General features: G+C 40.4%; 15 protein-coding genes and 2 pseudogenes. 15 read left to right on the top strand and 2 right to left on the bottom strand.

Going from position 1 to position 14,442, the window contains the following annotated elements; all coding sequences use genetic code 11:
* The 7 genes from ABJF11_RS17050 to tsf all read left to right on the top strand — a co-directional run.
* A partial coding sequence (locus ABJF11_RS17050) for a SusD/RagB family nutrient-binding outer membrane lipoprotein (protein ID WP_348121289.1) occupies window positions 1-269 on the top strand: 269 nt, incomplete at its 5' end.
* A 117-nt stretch (window positions 270-386) separates the two neighbouring features.
* Complete coding sequence (locus ABJF11_RS17045; RefSeq protein WP_348121288.1) at window positions 387-1,247, top strand: hypothetical protein; 861 nt, start codon at window positions 387-389, stop codon at window positions 1,245-1,247.
* Between the two features lie 32 nt (window positions 1,248-1,279).
* A complete protein-coding gene (locus tag ABJF11_RS17040; RefSeq protein WP_348121287.1) occupies window positions 1,280-2,068 on the top strand; it encodes a DUF3179 domain-containing (seleno)protein in 789 nt (262 codons plus the stop codon).
* 128 nt (window positions 2,069-2,196) lie between these two features.
* Window positions 2,197-2,640, top strand: coding sequence for a 50S ribosomal protein L13 (gene rplM / locus ABJF11_RS17035; protein ID WP_348121286.1), 444 nt, complete (start codon window positions 2,197-2,199; stop codon window positions 2,638-2,640).
* Between the two features lie 5 nt (window positions 2,641-2,645).
* Window positions 2,646-3,032: a 30S ribosomal protein S9 gene (gene rpsI / locus ABJF11_RS17030; RefSeq protein WP_348121285.1), complete on the top strand. Its 387-nt coding sequence runs from the start codon at window positions 2,646-2,648 to the stop codon at window positions 3,030-3,032.
* A gap of 29 nt (window positions 3,033-3,061) precedes the next feature.
* Window positions 3,062-3,829 carry a 30S ribosomal protein S2 gene (gene rpsB, locus ABJF11_RS17025; protein ID WP_348121283.1) on the top strand — a complete coding sequence of 256 codons (768 nt, stop codon included), beginning with the start codon at window positions 3,062-3,064 and terminating at the stop codon, window positions 3,827-3,829.
* A 103-nt stretch (window positions 3,830-3,932) separates the two neighbouring features.
* Window positions 3,933-4,763: a translation elongation factor Ts gene (gene tsf / locus ABJF11_RS17020; RefSeq protein ID WP_348121282.1), complete on the top strand. Its 831-nt coding sequence runs from the start codon at window positions 3,933-3,935 to the stop codon at window positions 4,761-4,763.
* Window positions 4,764-4,853: 90 nt separating this feature from the next.
* On the opposite strand, the gene ABJF11_RS17015 is transcribed toward tsf, so the two are convergent.
* The gene (locus tag ABJF11_RS17015) at window positions 4,854-5,321 is read right to left on the bottom strand and encodes a hypothetical protein (RefSeq protein WP_348121281.1); all 468 of its coding nucleotides are present in this window, start codon (window positions 5,319-5,321) and stop codon (window positions 4,854-4,856) included.
* A 161-nt stretch (window positions 5,322-5,482) separates the two neighbouring features.
* Here ABJF11_RS17015 and prfB point away from each other — a divergent pair.
* The 5 genes and pseudogenes from prfB to ABJF11_RS16990 all read left to right on the top strand — a co-directional run.
* Window positions 5,483-6,575 (top strand): peptide chain release factor 2 gene (gene prfB, locus ABJF11_RS17010; RefSeq protein WP_348121279.1). Its coding sequence is split into 2 segments (ribosomal slippage): window positions 5,483-5,542 and window positions 5,544-6,575, totalling 1,092 coding nucleotides; the frame shifts between segments, so codons are not numbered across the junction.
* Window positions 6,576-7,457 carry a phosphatase gene (locus tag ABJF11_RS17005; RefSeq protein WP_348121278.1) on the top strand — a complete coding sequence of 294 codons (882 nt, stop codon included), beginning with the start codon at window positions 6,576-6,578 and terminating at the stop codon, window positions 7,455-7,457.
* A 25-nt stretch (window positions 7,458-7,482) separates the two neighbouring features.
* Window positions 7,483-8,808, top strand: coding sequence for a YihY/virulence factor BrkB family protein (locus ABJF11_RS17000; protein WP_348121277.1), 1,326 nt, complete (start codon window positions 7,483-7,485; stop codon window positions 8,806-8,808).
* 74 nt (window positions 8,809-8,882) lie between these two features.
* Window positions 8,883-9,155 (top strand): annotated as a pseudogene (locus tag ABJF11_RS16995) (thrombospondin type 3 repeat-containing protein); the annotation flags it as partial.
* Window positions 9,156-9,170: 15 nt separating this feature from the next.
* A pseudogene (locus tag ABJF11_RS16990) lies at window positions 9,171-9,302 on the top strand (thrombospondin type 3 repeat-containing protein); the annotation flags it as partial.
* Between the two features lie 1,024 nt (window positions 9,303-10,326).
* Here the strand turns inward: ABJF11_RS16990 and ABJF11_RS16985 are convergent.
* Window positions 10,327-10,827 (bottom strand): DUF4442 domain-containing protein, encoded by a 501-nt coding sequence (locus tag ABJF11_RS16985; RefSeq protein WP_348121275.1) that lies wholly within the window; start codon window positions 10,825-10,827, stop codon window positions 10,327-10,329.
* Between the two features lie 121 nt (window positions 10,828-10,948).
* On the opposite strand from ABJF11_RS16985, the gene ABJF11_RS16980 reads away from it, so the two are divergent.
* The 3 genes from ABJF11_RS16980 (at window position 10,949) to ABJF11_RS16970 (ending at window position 14,379) form a co-directional block, all read left to right on the top strand.
* Complete coding sequence (locus ABJF11_RS16980; RefSeq protein WP_348121273.1) at window positions 10,949-11,329, top strand: hypothetical protein; 381 nt, start codon at window positions 10,949-10,951, stop codon at window positions 11,327-11,329.
* A gap of 142 nt (window positions 11,330-11,471) precedes the next feature.
* A complete protein-coding gene (locus ABJF11_RS16975) occupies window positions 11,472-12,278 on the top strand; it encodes a FixH family protein (RefSeq protein ID WP_348121272.1) in 807 nt (268 codons plus the stop codon).
* 61 nt (window positions 12,279-12,339) lie between these two features.
* A complete protein-coding gene (locus tag ABJF11_RS16970) occupies window positions 12,340-14,379 on the top strand; it encodes a TonB-dependent receptor plug domain-containing protein (protein WP_348121271.1) in 2,040 nt (679 codons plus the stop codon).
* The last annotated feature ends 63 nt before the right edge of the window (window positions 14,380-14,442 follow it).

The following is a 14,442-nucleotide window of genomic DNA, read 5'->3' as shown; positions in this document are numbered from 1 at the left end:
ATGCTACAGCTACTGGTACATGGAGACAGAAGATCGGAACTCAGCTTTGGTTGGCATTGTACAACCAAGGGCTAGAAGGATGGTCTACTTGGAGAAGAATGGACTTTACAGGGTTCAACGCACCTCCAGGAATGACTATGGGTAATATCCCTGTTCGAATGACTTATCCTTTGAGAGAAGCGACTTTGAATGGTGATAACTACACAGCTGCTGGTTCTAGAATCGGTGGTGACGCAGTAAGTACTCCTGTATTCTGGGATGTAAACTAAGTCTAATAGACTTTATTAATATATTAAAAACCACTCTGGTCTCCAGAGTGGTTTTTTTATGTTTGAAACTTTGGTCAGGAAATTCTTGTTAATTGATTTGAAATCTTACTCCCTGAAATGAAGAAAGTATTAATTGCAATGTCTCTGATCATTATTGCCTTTAAGGGGTTTGCTGGAGGAGGCTGGACACAAGGTAAAAGAGACCTCTATTTAAAGATTGGACAACAATGGGTGGTCTTCAATCAGTTTTATGATAGAGATGGAAATACAGTCTCAGACCGAAGCAGAAGTTTTGGCACCACCTCCCTTTATGCAGAATACGGGTTCACTGATAAGTTAACAGCTATCCTTTACTTCCCTTTTTATAGCAAGTCCACCATGTTTGAACAGCGGAACTCTGCTAATGGGATGACTCTTCTTGCAGGAGAATCCTTCTCCTCTATTGGAGATACTAATGTTGGAGTGAAATATGCACTTCCAACAGGTGATCAGATAGCCATGAGTGCATCCCTGACACTAGGCCTTCCTCTAGGCGAAATCAATAAAGGTTCAGATGGATCATTGCAGACCGGTGATGGAGAATTCAATCAGATGTTAAGCTTAGATATGAGTACATCCTTCGGCGTTGGAAAACTTTATCCCTATTTATCATTAAATCTTGGTCTTAATAATCGGACCAAGGGATTTTCAGATGAATTCCGATATGGCCTCGAGGTAGGAGTTGGAATAAGTCGTTTCAATTTTATAATGAAAGTGACTGGTGTTAAGAGTCTTTTTAATGGCACTGTTGATGACAATCTGTTTTTTGAGGGCCTACTAGCCAACAATACAGAATATGTCATTATGTCCCCTGAAATAGCCGTTAAAATGTCGGATAGATGGGGGGTGTCCATAAGTATGGCAAAAACTACATCAGGGCGACTCATGTATGTACAACCAAGTTATACAATAGGTATATATTTGGATATCAAAAATTGAACTATCGGTAATCAAGCTTTGTTGTTTTGGAGATGAACGGTAAAAGCATATATATAATTATTACAGCATTATTGACGCTTGTTGCCTGCGAGGGCGTGGATGAAATCTATATTCCTCCAGAACCCGAGAATTTAGCTGACTGCAGTAATCGTGTAATCGATTCGGGCCTTTATTACGAACAAGAGGATCAAAGCTTTTTATGGGGAGGAGTGGATTCAAGCACTCATTTTGAAATTACCGATTGGACCCTCAACACATGTAATTTAAAGAAAGGATTAGGTAGAGAAGCGTTTTATGCACTTACAGATCCTGATTATGAATTACTTAGTGAAACAACCACTAACTATCCAGACACCTCACGAGCGGTCATTGTAAGTTTTAATAATACTGTAAAGGTATATCCCTTTCAAATTCTCAGACGTCATGAAACGGTAAATGAAGTCATAGACGGCGAACCCATTATGGTAGTCTACTGTTTTCTGGCTGATTTGGCATCTGTTTATACTAGAGTCTACTGCGGAAAGACTCTTACCTTTGCTGTAAGCGGTTTTACATATCAAGATCCAAATGCTTATGACGCAAAGGAGAGCTTCATCCTTTGGGATAGAAATTCTGAAAGTTTATGGTGGCCTATCAATGACAAGGCCGTGTCTGGTGTGTATAAGGATGAAAACATGGTAAAGTACAATCGCGGAAAATGGGGAGTGTCCACCTTTAAAGAAATTCGTGACAGATATCCGGATGCTCTTGTGCTTGAATTTATTCAAGATGAAAAAGAATTAGGTCCCATAGAGCCGTCTAATGGGTGCTTTCAGGACTAGAATGCTACTCAGAGCAAGAAGGAGTCTCTAATTTCTAATAATCCTTTGCATTTCAAAAATTAAACTTCTATTTTTGTGTCCCTTTTTGAGGGGAGTAGGATTTTGACTAGAAAAAATCGATAAAAACAGTGGATTCAATAAGTTATAAAACAGCGATGACCAACAAAGCAACTGCCAGTAAAAACTGGGTAGTTGTAGATGCTGACGGAAAAGTATTGGGACGATTAGCCAGTGAAGTGGCTAAGATGATAAGAGGAAAGCACAAGCCGGGTTTTACACCTAATACCGACTGTGGAGATAACGTAGTTGTTATCAATTCTGATAAGGTGAAAATGACTGGGAAAAAGTGGACAGATAAGAAATATATCTCTCACACTGGATACCCGGGAGGCCAAAGAGAACAGACTCCAAATGAGGTATTGGCTAAATCATCCACTATTCTTGTTGAAAGAGCTGTACGAGGAATGCTTCCTAAAAACAGACTGGGAAGAGCTTTGTTCGGAAATTTGTATGTGTATGAAGGAACAGAGCACAAGCACGAAGCTCAAAGTCCTAAAGAGATAAAACTATAATCTAGATGGAAGTAACAAACACCATTGGAAGAAGAAAAACATCTGTAGCCAGATTGTTTATGACACCTGGAAAAGGTGAAGTGAAGATTAACAATAGGGAGTTGAAAGAATATTTCCCATTTGAAATTTATCAAACCATTGTAAAGCAGCCATTAGTTTTGGTTGAAGAAGATGGCAACTTTGATTTCAAAGTGAATGTTGGTGGCGGTGGCTACAAAGGTCAGGCTGAGGCGATAAGGTTAGCTATATCAAGAGCATTGGTAGAAGTTAATCCTGAGCACAGACCAGCACTTAAGAAAGAGGGTTTCATGACAAGAGATCCAAGAATGGTTGAACGTAAGAAGCCAGGTAGAAGAAAAGCAAGAAGAGCGTTCCAGTTCAGTAAGCGTTAATATTATTCAATTTTATATAAGTAAACTTAATGGCCAAATTAGAGCACAAAGACTTACTTGATGCTGGTGTTCACTTCGGACACTTGACGAGAAAGTGGGATCCACGTATGGCACCTTACATCTTCATGGAGAAGAATGGTATCCATATTATAGATCTATACAAATCGCTTGAATGCCTCGAAGAAGCATCAAATGCACTCAAGCAGATCGTGAAATCAGGACGAAAAGTAATGTTCGTTGCTACAAAAAAGCAAGCTCGTGAAATCGTTACTGAGGAAGCAAAAAGATTAAGAATGCCATACGTAACCGATAGATGGTTGGGTGGTATGCTGACTAACTTTGCGACAATTAGAAAGTCTTTGAAGAAGATGTCTTCCATGGAGAAGATGCTCAAAGAAGATACCTATAAAAACCTCGCGAAAAGAGAAAGGTTGATGATCAGCCGTGAGAAAATCAAGCTTGAAAGAGTTCTTGGTGGAATTGCTGACTTGACAAGATTGCCGGCGGCACTCTTTGTAGTGGATATTAAAAGAGAGCATATTGCGATTAAAGAAGCACAGAAATTGAACATTCCTGTATTCGCAATGGTTGATACAAACTCTGATCCAAACCAGGTAGACTTCCCTATTCCTTCAAATGATGATGCGTTCAAATCAATACAATTGATCGTGAACCACATTGGTAAAGAAATGGAAGAAGCTCTTACTGAAAGAAAGAAAGAAAGAGACGAGAAGAAAGATCAGGAAGAGGCAATGGCTAAAGCGTCAGCCGATGAAAAATCAGAAACAGCAGAATAATTACTCCGTAAGTATTCGCTTATAATATTTAAAAATTGAACATTGATCACTCGGTGTTCAATTTTTGTTTAAATCGATTTTAAATACAAAAAATACATTAATAATGGCAATTACTGCACAAGATGTAAACAAGCTTCGTCAAATGACTGGAGCCGGTATGATGGACTGTAAAAAAGCTTTAGTTGAAGCTGAAGGTGATTTCGATAAAGCAATCGAAATACTAAGAAAAAAAGGTCAAAAAGTGTCTGCTTCCAGAGCAGATAGAGAGACTAACGAAGGCATAGTGATCGTGAAGACAAATGATGATAACACAGTAGGTGTTTTAGTTGCATTTTCTTGTGAAACAGACTTCGTAGCAAAAAACGAAGAATTTGTTGCTCTTGGAGAAGAATTGGCCACCGCGGCATTTACAAATAAGCCAGCAAATGCTGAAGCACTCAAAGCGCTTCCTTCTGGTGATATCACTCTAGGTGATAAAATAGTAGAGCTTGTCGGAAAAATAGGCGAAAAGCTTGATATTGTAGCGTATGAAGTAATGGAAGGCGAAGCTGTAGTGCCTTATATTCACGCAGGTAACAAATTGGGAGTTCTGGTTTCTTTGAAAAATACTGGTGGAGCTGATGTATTAGCTGCTGGAAAAGATGTAGGAATGCAAATAGCGGCAATGAACCCTATCGCAGTTGATAAGGATGGTGTAGATGCTACCATTGTAGAGAAAGAAATAGAAATTGGAAAAGATCAGGCAAGACAAGAAGGTAAGCCAGAGGCTATGCTTGAAAAAATTGCTTTGGGTAAACTGAATAAGTTCTACAAAGAAAACACACTACTTAGCCAGGCTTTCGTAAAGGACAGTAGTATGAATATCGCTCAGTATCTTGATAGCGTAAGCAAAGGCATGACAGCTGCGGAATTCAAAAGAATTACTATCGGATAATCTCGTTATCCAATTATAAAAAAAACCATTTCGCTTTTAGTAGTACTAATCGAAATGGTTTTTTTATGCCTTGCTGATTATGAGGCGAGGCTATTTTTTCCTAAACAAATTCCTTAAACCAGATTTCTTCTCTACCACGGGTTCAGGTATAATTCCAGCCAACCAGTTGCTGGCAGGCTGCACATAATCAAATGTTTTAGATTCTATAGAAGGGTTCACCTTTTTGATGGTTTCAGCCAAGACATTCGATGATAGTGTTGCCATAGGAGATTCGGATTCTAGAACAGCAATCTTGTCAATCTTGACTAGCATTTCTTTTCCTTCACTTTGTACAAAATCATTCTTGATCCAGATTCTGCATTCCGGAGAATACCCTTCTAAGGCTCTGCGATCCACCAACCAATGCACGTGCTCTAACTCTAGTGCAATCCCTACTGCCATTCGCATGACCTTTTGCATTGATGCCAATCCGACAGTACCTTTCCAACCAAACTGAAAGGTTGTATTTTCTTCATCGAACTGAAAAATAGCATCTTCTGCTTCAAAAATAACTTTCATAAAGATTTATATTTCTTGTAGTAATACTGTGAAGGCGGAGCGCAAAATTAACCCATATAGGAAAAATAAACTAATCATATTTAGATGAAAAAAATTGGATTTGAGGAGCATAAAGGGAATTGATTCATAAATTTGCCCCTGTTCAAAATAAACTAATTTTAATGACATCAGATCAATTGAAAGATTCAAAGGCCCGAGTGAGTGATCTCCGGGGCTATCTTTGACTACGATATAAAAGTAAAGGAAGTAGAAGAGGAAGAGTCAATTACAGCGCAAGCAGATTTTTGGAACGATCCTAAACAAGCAGAAGTCATCTTAAAGCAAATCAAGGCCAAGAAAGTATGGACTGATGGCTTTGCTAAAGTCAATAGTGTTTTTGAAGATTTAGAGACACTTTACGAGTTCTATGAAGCCGATGAAGTAGAAATGTCGGAAGTAGACACCGAATACAAAAAATTTATTACCCTCCTCGAAGAGCTAGAATTTAAACGCATGCTAAGAGGTGAGGAAGACCAACTAGGAGCTGTGATGGAGATCAACCCTGGAGCTGGAGGAACAGAAAGTCAAGATTGGGCTTCTATGCTCATGAGGATGTATATCATGTGGGGCGAGAAGAATGGTTTTTCGGTCAAGCAACTCAATTACCAGGGAGGAGAGACAGCAGGGTTGAAATCAGCCACACTGGAATTTGATGGCCAGTTTGGATATGGCTACCTCAAATCTGAAATTGGTGTTCACAGATTGGTGAGAATCTCGCCTTTTGATTCCGGTGGAAGACGACATACGTCATTTGTTTCAATATATGTCTATCCAATAGTTGATGATTCTATTGAAATTGAAATAAATCCCGGAGATATAGAATGGCAAACCTCCAGATCTGGAGGAGCAGGTGGGCAGAATGTAAACAAGGTAGAAACCAAGGTTCAGCTCACGCATAAACCATCGGGAATCGTGATTGTCTGCTCTATCGAACGATCACAACTTGCCAACAAAGAACACGCAATGAAAATGCTCAAGTCTCGTCTATACCAAATAGAGGTGGACAAAAGGAACGAAAAACGTGATGAAATTGAAAGTAGCAAGATGAAGATCGACTTTGGCAGCCAAATTAGAAACTATGTTTTGCACCCATATAAATTGATCAAAGATGCCAGAACAGGAGTCGAAAGAACCGACGTACAAAATGTTTTGGATGGAGATCTTGACGTATACATCAAAGCATTTTTAATGGGGCAAGGACAAGAAACGAACTAAATGATATTAGCAGCAATTGACATAGGCTCCAATGCCGTGCGACTTCAAATCAGTCGCCCGATTACCTATGAAGGGGTGACTATATTCAAAAAACTACAGTACATAAGATTTCCGTTGAGATTAGGAAGCGACGTTTTTGAAAACGCCGAAATTGGCGATAAAAAATTTAGAGAGTTCGTCATTCTTATGCATGCCTTCAAGGCCATGATTGATCTGTATCGGGTCGATGAGTATTACGCCTGTGCCACCTCGGCCATGAGAGAAGCACAAAATGGCAATGCGTTAGTCCAAGCGGTAAAGGCCTCATGCGGATTAGATATCAATATCATAAGCGGAGACCTCGAAGCCGAACTTATCAATCGTGTAATCAGCTTCAATCTTAACCCAGAGGAACAATACCTACACATCGACGTAGGAGGGGGTAGTACGGAGTTGACTCTATATCATGGTGAAGAAAAAATCGTCTCAAAGTCGTTCCCAATAGGTACGGTAAGGCTTCTGAAACACTCTGAGCAAGTTGGTACCTGGGAATCCATGATGGAATGGATCAAAGATCATAAAGGGAAAGATGGTCATTTCATTGCCATCGGTACTGGGGGGAATATCCGAAAGCTCTACGAACTTACCAACAAAGAGAAAGGCAAATATATCGGTTTAGCAAAGCTAGAGGACGAGCTGGAAATATTGAAAAATATGAATTACGAAGAAAGAATAGTCAATCTTCAACTCAATGAGGATCGTGCTGACGTAATTATACCAGCATCTGAGATTTATATTGCAATCATGAAAAAAGCCGGTGCAAAGAAAATTTTAGTCCCAGATGTTGGATTGAAAGATGGAATCATAAGCTTTCTTTATGACAAAAACTCTTCAGTAAAATAGCTGAATATGCTATCTTCAAGCTGACATGAATATCTCACAACAGATAAAAGCGGCGTCAGAGTTTGTAAAATCTGAAATCTGGAGAACAGAGTATGAAGGGTGGAAAGGGTTTAAAATCAAACTACTTAAGATTCTTCTCATTACCGCGAAGGAGTTTAAAAAAGATAAAATAGTACTTCAGGCCTCAGCACTCACCTATCTTACTATTCTTTCCATAGTACCACTTGTAGCTATGATATTTGGTGTATCTAAAGGCTTTGGAATAGAAAATCTGATCCGAAACGAACTCGATAAGATTTTTTTCGGACAAGAAGTGGTCAAAGATACCATCTTTGGGATGGCGCAAAACGTGCTAAGCAATGACAAGGGAGGCCTAATCATTGGCATATCTATAATCGTCCTTTTTTTTACCGTGATGAAGTTATTGAATAATATCGAAGATGTATTCAATAACATCTGGGGAAAGCAAAAAGCAAGAAACATTATTAGAAAATTTACAGATTATCTGGCGCTGATTGTAATTTCTCCAATACTCATTATCCTGTCCAGCGGAGTGACGATCTTCGTAGAACAACAATTGTATAAAATTGGACAAACAGGCGAAATCGAAGCCTATGTCACCCCATTGGCAGCATTTTTAGTCCAATTGTCACCCTTTGTTCTTATTTGGCTCCTATTCACCATGATCTATGTCATCATGCCCAACACCAAAGTGAAATTCACTAATGGATTAGTAGCGGGTATAGTCGCAGGGACTCTCTTTCAAATTGTGCAGCAGGGGTTCATAACCTTCTCCTTTTTGATGAGCAACTATGGGGCAATATATGGTGGATTGGCAGTCATTCCATTGTTTTTCATTTTTAGCCAGCTGAGCTGGGTTATCGTCTGTATAGGTGGAGAACTCTCCTTTGCGATTCAAAAAGTCGATGAGTACATACCAGATGAGAAAGATGTCAAATTTAGTACAGCTGAAAAAAAGAAAATAGCGCTACTTATTGTAAACACTATAGTGAAATCCTTCGAAAAAGACGAGAAACCCTGGACCAAAAGAGGACTATCACTAGACCTCCAAATACCGCATAGATTCGTAAGTAATGCTGTCAATAGACTCGTTAATGCAGGTGTTCTTGCAAGAACACTTGCTAGTGAAGGTGTAAACTACGTCTATCTGCCTGCCCTTGATATTAACCAAATAGATATCAACCTTGTTATAAAAAAACTTGAAGAAGATGGCGAACGAAAATTACACGAGTCCAAAGTAAAGAGCTTACTATCCATTGAAAAATCTCTCCAGCAACTCGAATCCGACATCAAAGACTCAAAAGGTAATAAGCTCTTAAAAAACATTTAATCCGCTGATATAATATAATTTATTGTTGAAATAATTATATTTACTAAACCAGCATTGATAAACGGCAAGGAACAATGAAGCAACCCTTACAATTTACCCTGCGCTGGGGCATTTATCTGATATGCTCAGTGCTAATAATACAGTCCTGTATTCACGAAAAAGAAGAAGAACCTGATGATGATGGAGATGGTGTAGCTAATGCTATAGATATCTGTCCTGATATTCCCAACAGTGATCAGGCCGATGACGACGGCGATGGAATAGGAGATGCCTGTGAAGACGATACTGACGAAGATGGAGTCATCGATGATCTGGACAACTGTCCCACCACCCCTAATGCTGATCAAGCGGATGCCAACGATGATGGAATAGGAGATGCCTGCGAAGGAGACGAAGACGGTGACGGCGTGTTGAACTTTCTTGACAATTGCCCGGACGTGGCCAACCCAGACCAAGCGGATTTTGATGGAGATGGTATAGGCGACAGCTGTGATGAGACCCTTGTGGCTGAAGATCAGGAACACATCGATAGTGCTCTTGATATGACCTTCAATTGTATCAGAAGCTTGAAAAATGGAGATGGCTTGGATTTGATCATGGAAGATATGCTTTCCTTTTCCGATGGTGAATTTGGAGAGGTAGTATGGATAGATGCCATTATGGAAAACTTATCCTCCGACCTATTTGATAATCTAGAAGAAGGAGATGGCTTGGGTCTTTATCTAAACGATATCGGTGGAGTTTACGAATTCAATGATTCAGATAGTACCTGGGAGCAGACCAGCACCTCGAAGACGAGGTTAGAACTACAGTTTCCCTCCAGTGAGAAATCCTCTTCAAATAATGCAAGCCTAATTTTGGACAACTATGCAGAGGAAGATATTAGCTATGATGGGGATACCTATCATTTGCCAACTTCAGCCGCACTTAGCTTGACAGTGGATGGCACAGAGCTTATGGGCATTTTCATCAACGACATTGTGTATGGTAAAGGCGAACTACCCATTCCTACCAAAGTAGACATTGAAGTATATATCAATCCTACCACGATACATGTGGTAGTAGAAAAGGGAGATAAGAATAATTACGCTGCCGACTTAAATATATCTGGTGATGATGGATGCTCTTTTGGAGTTGGGCTTGAAGTAGAACTGGCGCACGACGATTTTGAAAATATTAATATAGAAGAAGATGTAGAGAGCCTTACAGTTGAAGTCAGACTGCAGCACATGTCTATTGTGACCATGTCAGACCTAGCTACTATTCTGAGTCTTGACGATCCCTCCGAATCGCAAATCAATGAGCTGATGGACCTTGATATTTTGATCAACAATTTCAAAGTAGCCGATGTAGAATTTAATCAAAGTGAAGATGAACTCTATTTGATTTTCAAAGATGAATCCAAGGAAGATGCCTTCTCTTATTTTGAGCATTTTTTCGAGGACGTATTGGGGCTAGTGGAAGATTATACTGGAGAATTGTTTGGGGATTAAATTAGTTAAACAAAGCGGCTATAAATCACTTTTTATTCCCTCTTTGCTTGAATGACCAAGTGAAGTGAAAAATGGCTACTTCCGTTCCATCCGAAGTCCGCCCAACCGTTCGCATTTTAACAACCTCTGATTCGCCAGTGACCAGACATCGCTCTACTGCATCAAATACAGCTTTGCCATCCTCACAAGTAAATTTCACCCTTGAGGTAGCGCGTTTAATAAACTCACCGTCCATATTCACAATAATGGATGCCACAGAAGGCTTTATTCCTTCGATAGCCAGTAGTGCCAGTGCCCCGGTAGAAAGCTCTGCAGCCATGGCCATCACAGCGAAATACATAGACTTGAATGGGTTCTGATTGAGCCAGCGGTGAGCTACAGTAGTCGCTGCTCTGTCAGTCTCCAATGCTATGACCTTCATGCCAGTGGCCCAGCCCATTGGAAGTCGGAGAAAAAGGAAAAACCTAAAAAGCCATGCGTTCAGCATTCTTTTTCGGAAGTATTCTTGTTTTTCAGATAGAGCCATTGGTACGTTGATTACTGTTTATGCAATCGTGAAAGTAAACATTTAGAGACTCTTGACCAATTTCATAGAAAACTATGACTTCTATCATAATTCAAATGCTAGACTTACTTACATTTGCTTTATGCCGCTTAGGATAGTAAGCATATTGCTCATTTCAGTCATGATGTACAAGCCCATTGTATGTATGTGGACTGTTGTTGACTTTGCGATGAACAAAGACTACATAGCAGCATATTTATGCGAAAACCAGGACCGTCCTGAATTGGACTGCCAGGGAAAATGTTTTTTGATGCAAAAGCTAAAGAAACAATCGCATAACAATGCAGATCATCAAACCAAGCAGCTTACTCAACTGAGCAAACTTGAGGTTATGAATGTGCATGAACTGACAAAATTTGTCTTTTCAAAATCTGGTTTCTCCCTTATTGAGAATTACCAGGACAATTCAATAAATAGCGGATATCTCGCCGGGATTTTTCATCCACCCATCGCAATCGCTTAATTTCCTTGTTTTCCTTACTATTCTCAACTGAGAATTGATTCTTAGGGAAAGCACATATCTCCTCTTTTTATAAGAGAATACCTATTTAATTCAAAATACAATACTGGTGTCTTGACGTGACCAGTGTATATCAATAAAAGCGATGAAAACAATTCATAAAATATTATTTATAGCCGTTTTGGCAATAGGACAAGCATGTTCGGACAATGATGATCACATGGACCCTTCCGACGGTTTGGTACAGGTAGCTACTGTAAGTGTGCCTGATTCAGAATACGAAATAATCATGTATCTCGAAGAAGGCAAAAGTCTGGAAGTCGGATATAATCATTACTACATGGGTCTTTACGACGCAGATGGAGTGTGGATGGAAAATGCGCACCTGAGCCTGGTGCCCATGATGACGATGAACGAGTCTGGTATGATGCATAGCGTGCCCTACGAGGAGCATGAGCACGACCACAGTGCACATATGCTGCAGGAGTATGGGACAGTATTTGTCATGCCATCAACTGCCGGTAGCTGGGTTTTAAACATTGACGTTATCGAATTGGATAGCGAATTCCAGGGTGTGGCGACATTACCCATTACAGTCGATTTGCCAGAAGTGACTAAAATGACCTCTATTGCTCATGAAGACGGAGATCTTTTTATTTCCCTGGTCAATCCTGAAGCTTTTGAAGTCGGGAGCAATGATCTTGAACTGACCATTCATCAGCGAGAAACTATGATGAGCTGGCCTGCGGTGAAAAACTTGACCGTAGAAATCGAGCCAGAGATGCCAGCCATGGGGCACGGCTCACCCAACAATGAAAATCCTGTGCATGATGCCATGGGACATTATTTGGGAACAGTCAACTTTACTATGACTGGAGAGTGGGTGATCAATGTCACCATAAAAGATGGAGAGAATACCGTCGTAGAAACAGCCTTTACGGTGAATCTTTGAGTGGGTTAAAACTAACAGAGCCAGGTACTTCATGTATCTGGCTAATTTCAAAACCAATGGCATGAAACGAACAATCATCATATTTGCACTTCTGGCGGCTTGTTTAGACAGTGTTGCTCAGGAAGATCATGAAGCGTGGTTGGATTCCATAGAAAGCAAAACCTATATAGGAATGGAAATCTTGCTCGATGAGGTTGAGCTTTCAAGAAAGCGCAACGAAAACGAATCGGCAGCCTACGGGTTTTACAAAAACAATCCATTAAATAGTACAGAAGAAGTGCTATCTCGTCTGTCTGGGATCTCCATGATTCGCCGCGGAAATTATGCATGGGAACCCACGATAAATGGGTTGAGCAGTGGTCAGATCAATGTGTCTATTGACGGAATGCGAATGTTTGGAGCCTGTACTGACAAAATGGATCCCGTTTCCTCCTACGTAGAGCCTAATAATCTTGAGAGTATTGTCATTGAAAAAGGAGGTGGAGGAAGTGCCCATGGCAGCACGGTCGGAGGAGCAGTGGATTTTAAGCTCAAGCGACCAAAGTTTAATTCTACATTAAGCGGCAGCCTAAATTCACGATATGAATCCGTATCACAGGGCGTAAGCCAGTCTGCAGCCTTTACCTATGGCCGTGATAGATTTGCCATTCGTATGAATGCCGGATGGCGTAGCTATCAAGACTACACAGATGGTACGGGGCAAGAAGTCTATTATTCCGGCTATAAAAAACTCAATTACTCATTGAGTGGTACATTCAGAACTCCTGGAGAAAATCTTTTAGGGTTTGACCTTTTGTTGGATGATGCTCGAGATATTGGATATCCCGGATTACCAATGGATGTAGCATATGCTAAAGCCAAAATAGGAGCTGTCAACTACACTATATTCAATCCTACTTCATGGATACAACAGATCGAACTCAAGGCCTATGCCAACAAAGTCGATCACCTGATGGACGATTCTAAACGGATCGATGTACCCGTAAGAATGGATATGCCAGGCAGAACTCATACCTATGGTGGATTCGCCCAAGTAAGCATGCAGCGTGGTAATCATTATATTCAAACCAAGCTAGATGGATACTCCACCAACGCTTATGCCGAGATGACTATGTTCATTCCCAACGAGCTGGACATGTTTATGCTTACATGGCCGGACGTATATCGACATGATATCGGTTGGTATATCTCAGATCGGTGGCAAGCGCTGACTCAGCTCGCTGCTACCTTCAGCTTCCGAGCAGAACATGCAATCACCCAAATGAAGAGCGAAATGGGAAGAAATCAGTTTACAGTTTTCGGTTTTGAGCAGGCAGATTTCGAAATAAATCAAATGGTATTGAATTCAGGATTGAATCTGAAATATTCGTGGAGTAAGCAATGGACGGGACAGCTGGGTATCAACTATGGTGAAAGGTTACCTTCCGTATCTGAGGTTTTTGGGTTTTATCTTTATAATAATTTTGATGGATTCGATTATGTTGGTAGCCCGGATATTCTAAAAGAAAAGTCAACACAATTGACAGCCTCGGTGAAGTATCAGCCTGGCGATAAATTGGAATTTGATGTGAGTGGATTTCACTATTGGTTTGATGATTATATCATCGGATACATTGATGGAAGCTTAGATGCCATGACTATAGGTGCTCAAGGCACAAAAGTGTATACCAATATAGATGGAGTTACTTTTTCTGGTTTTGATGCCAGAGTTCTTTATAGTCCATGGAAGAATCTACAAATGCTCTATAGTCTGAAAGCGACATATGCCACTGATGGCAATGGCCAAGCACTCCCATTGATCCCACCTTTGAAAAATAATTTGACCTTAGTCACAACTGTGAGGGGTATTAAAATTCAAGCCGAAGGAGAATGGGCGCTAGCTCAGAATAGGGTAAGTCCGGAAACAGGCGAGCGAGCTACTGCAGCATATCAGCTTTTGCACCTAAGAGCAAGCAAAAAATGGGACCTGGACCGTATAAACCTAGACTTTTCAATGGGTATAGAAAACTTGTTGGATATCAACTATCGTGAGCACCTGGACTGGGGCGGAGTATTACGCCCTGGACGTAATCTATACGCATCTTTAAAAGTTGGATTTTGATTCAGCTACTTCCCTGATGAACTTTATGTATCGGCTAGTCTAAATCTATCGATTGGGCTAGCC

Origin of the sequence: Reichenbachiella sp. (assembly GCF_039941815.1) — a bacterium.
Lineage (GTDB): Bacteria > Bacteroidota > Bacteroidia > Cytophagales > Cyclobacteriaceae > Reichenbachiella.
Note: the sequence above shows the minus strand (reverse complement) of the source record. Positions and strands in the feature narration are given on the sequence as shown.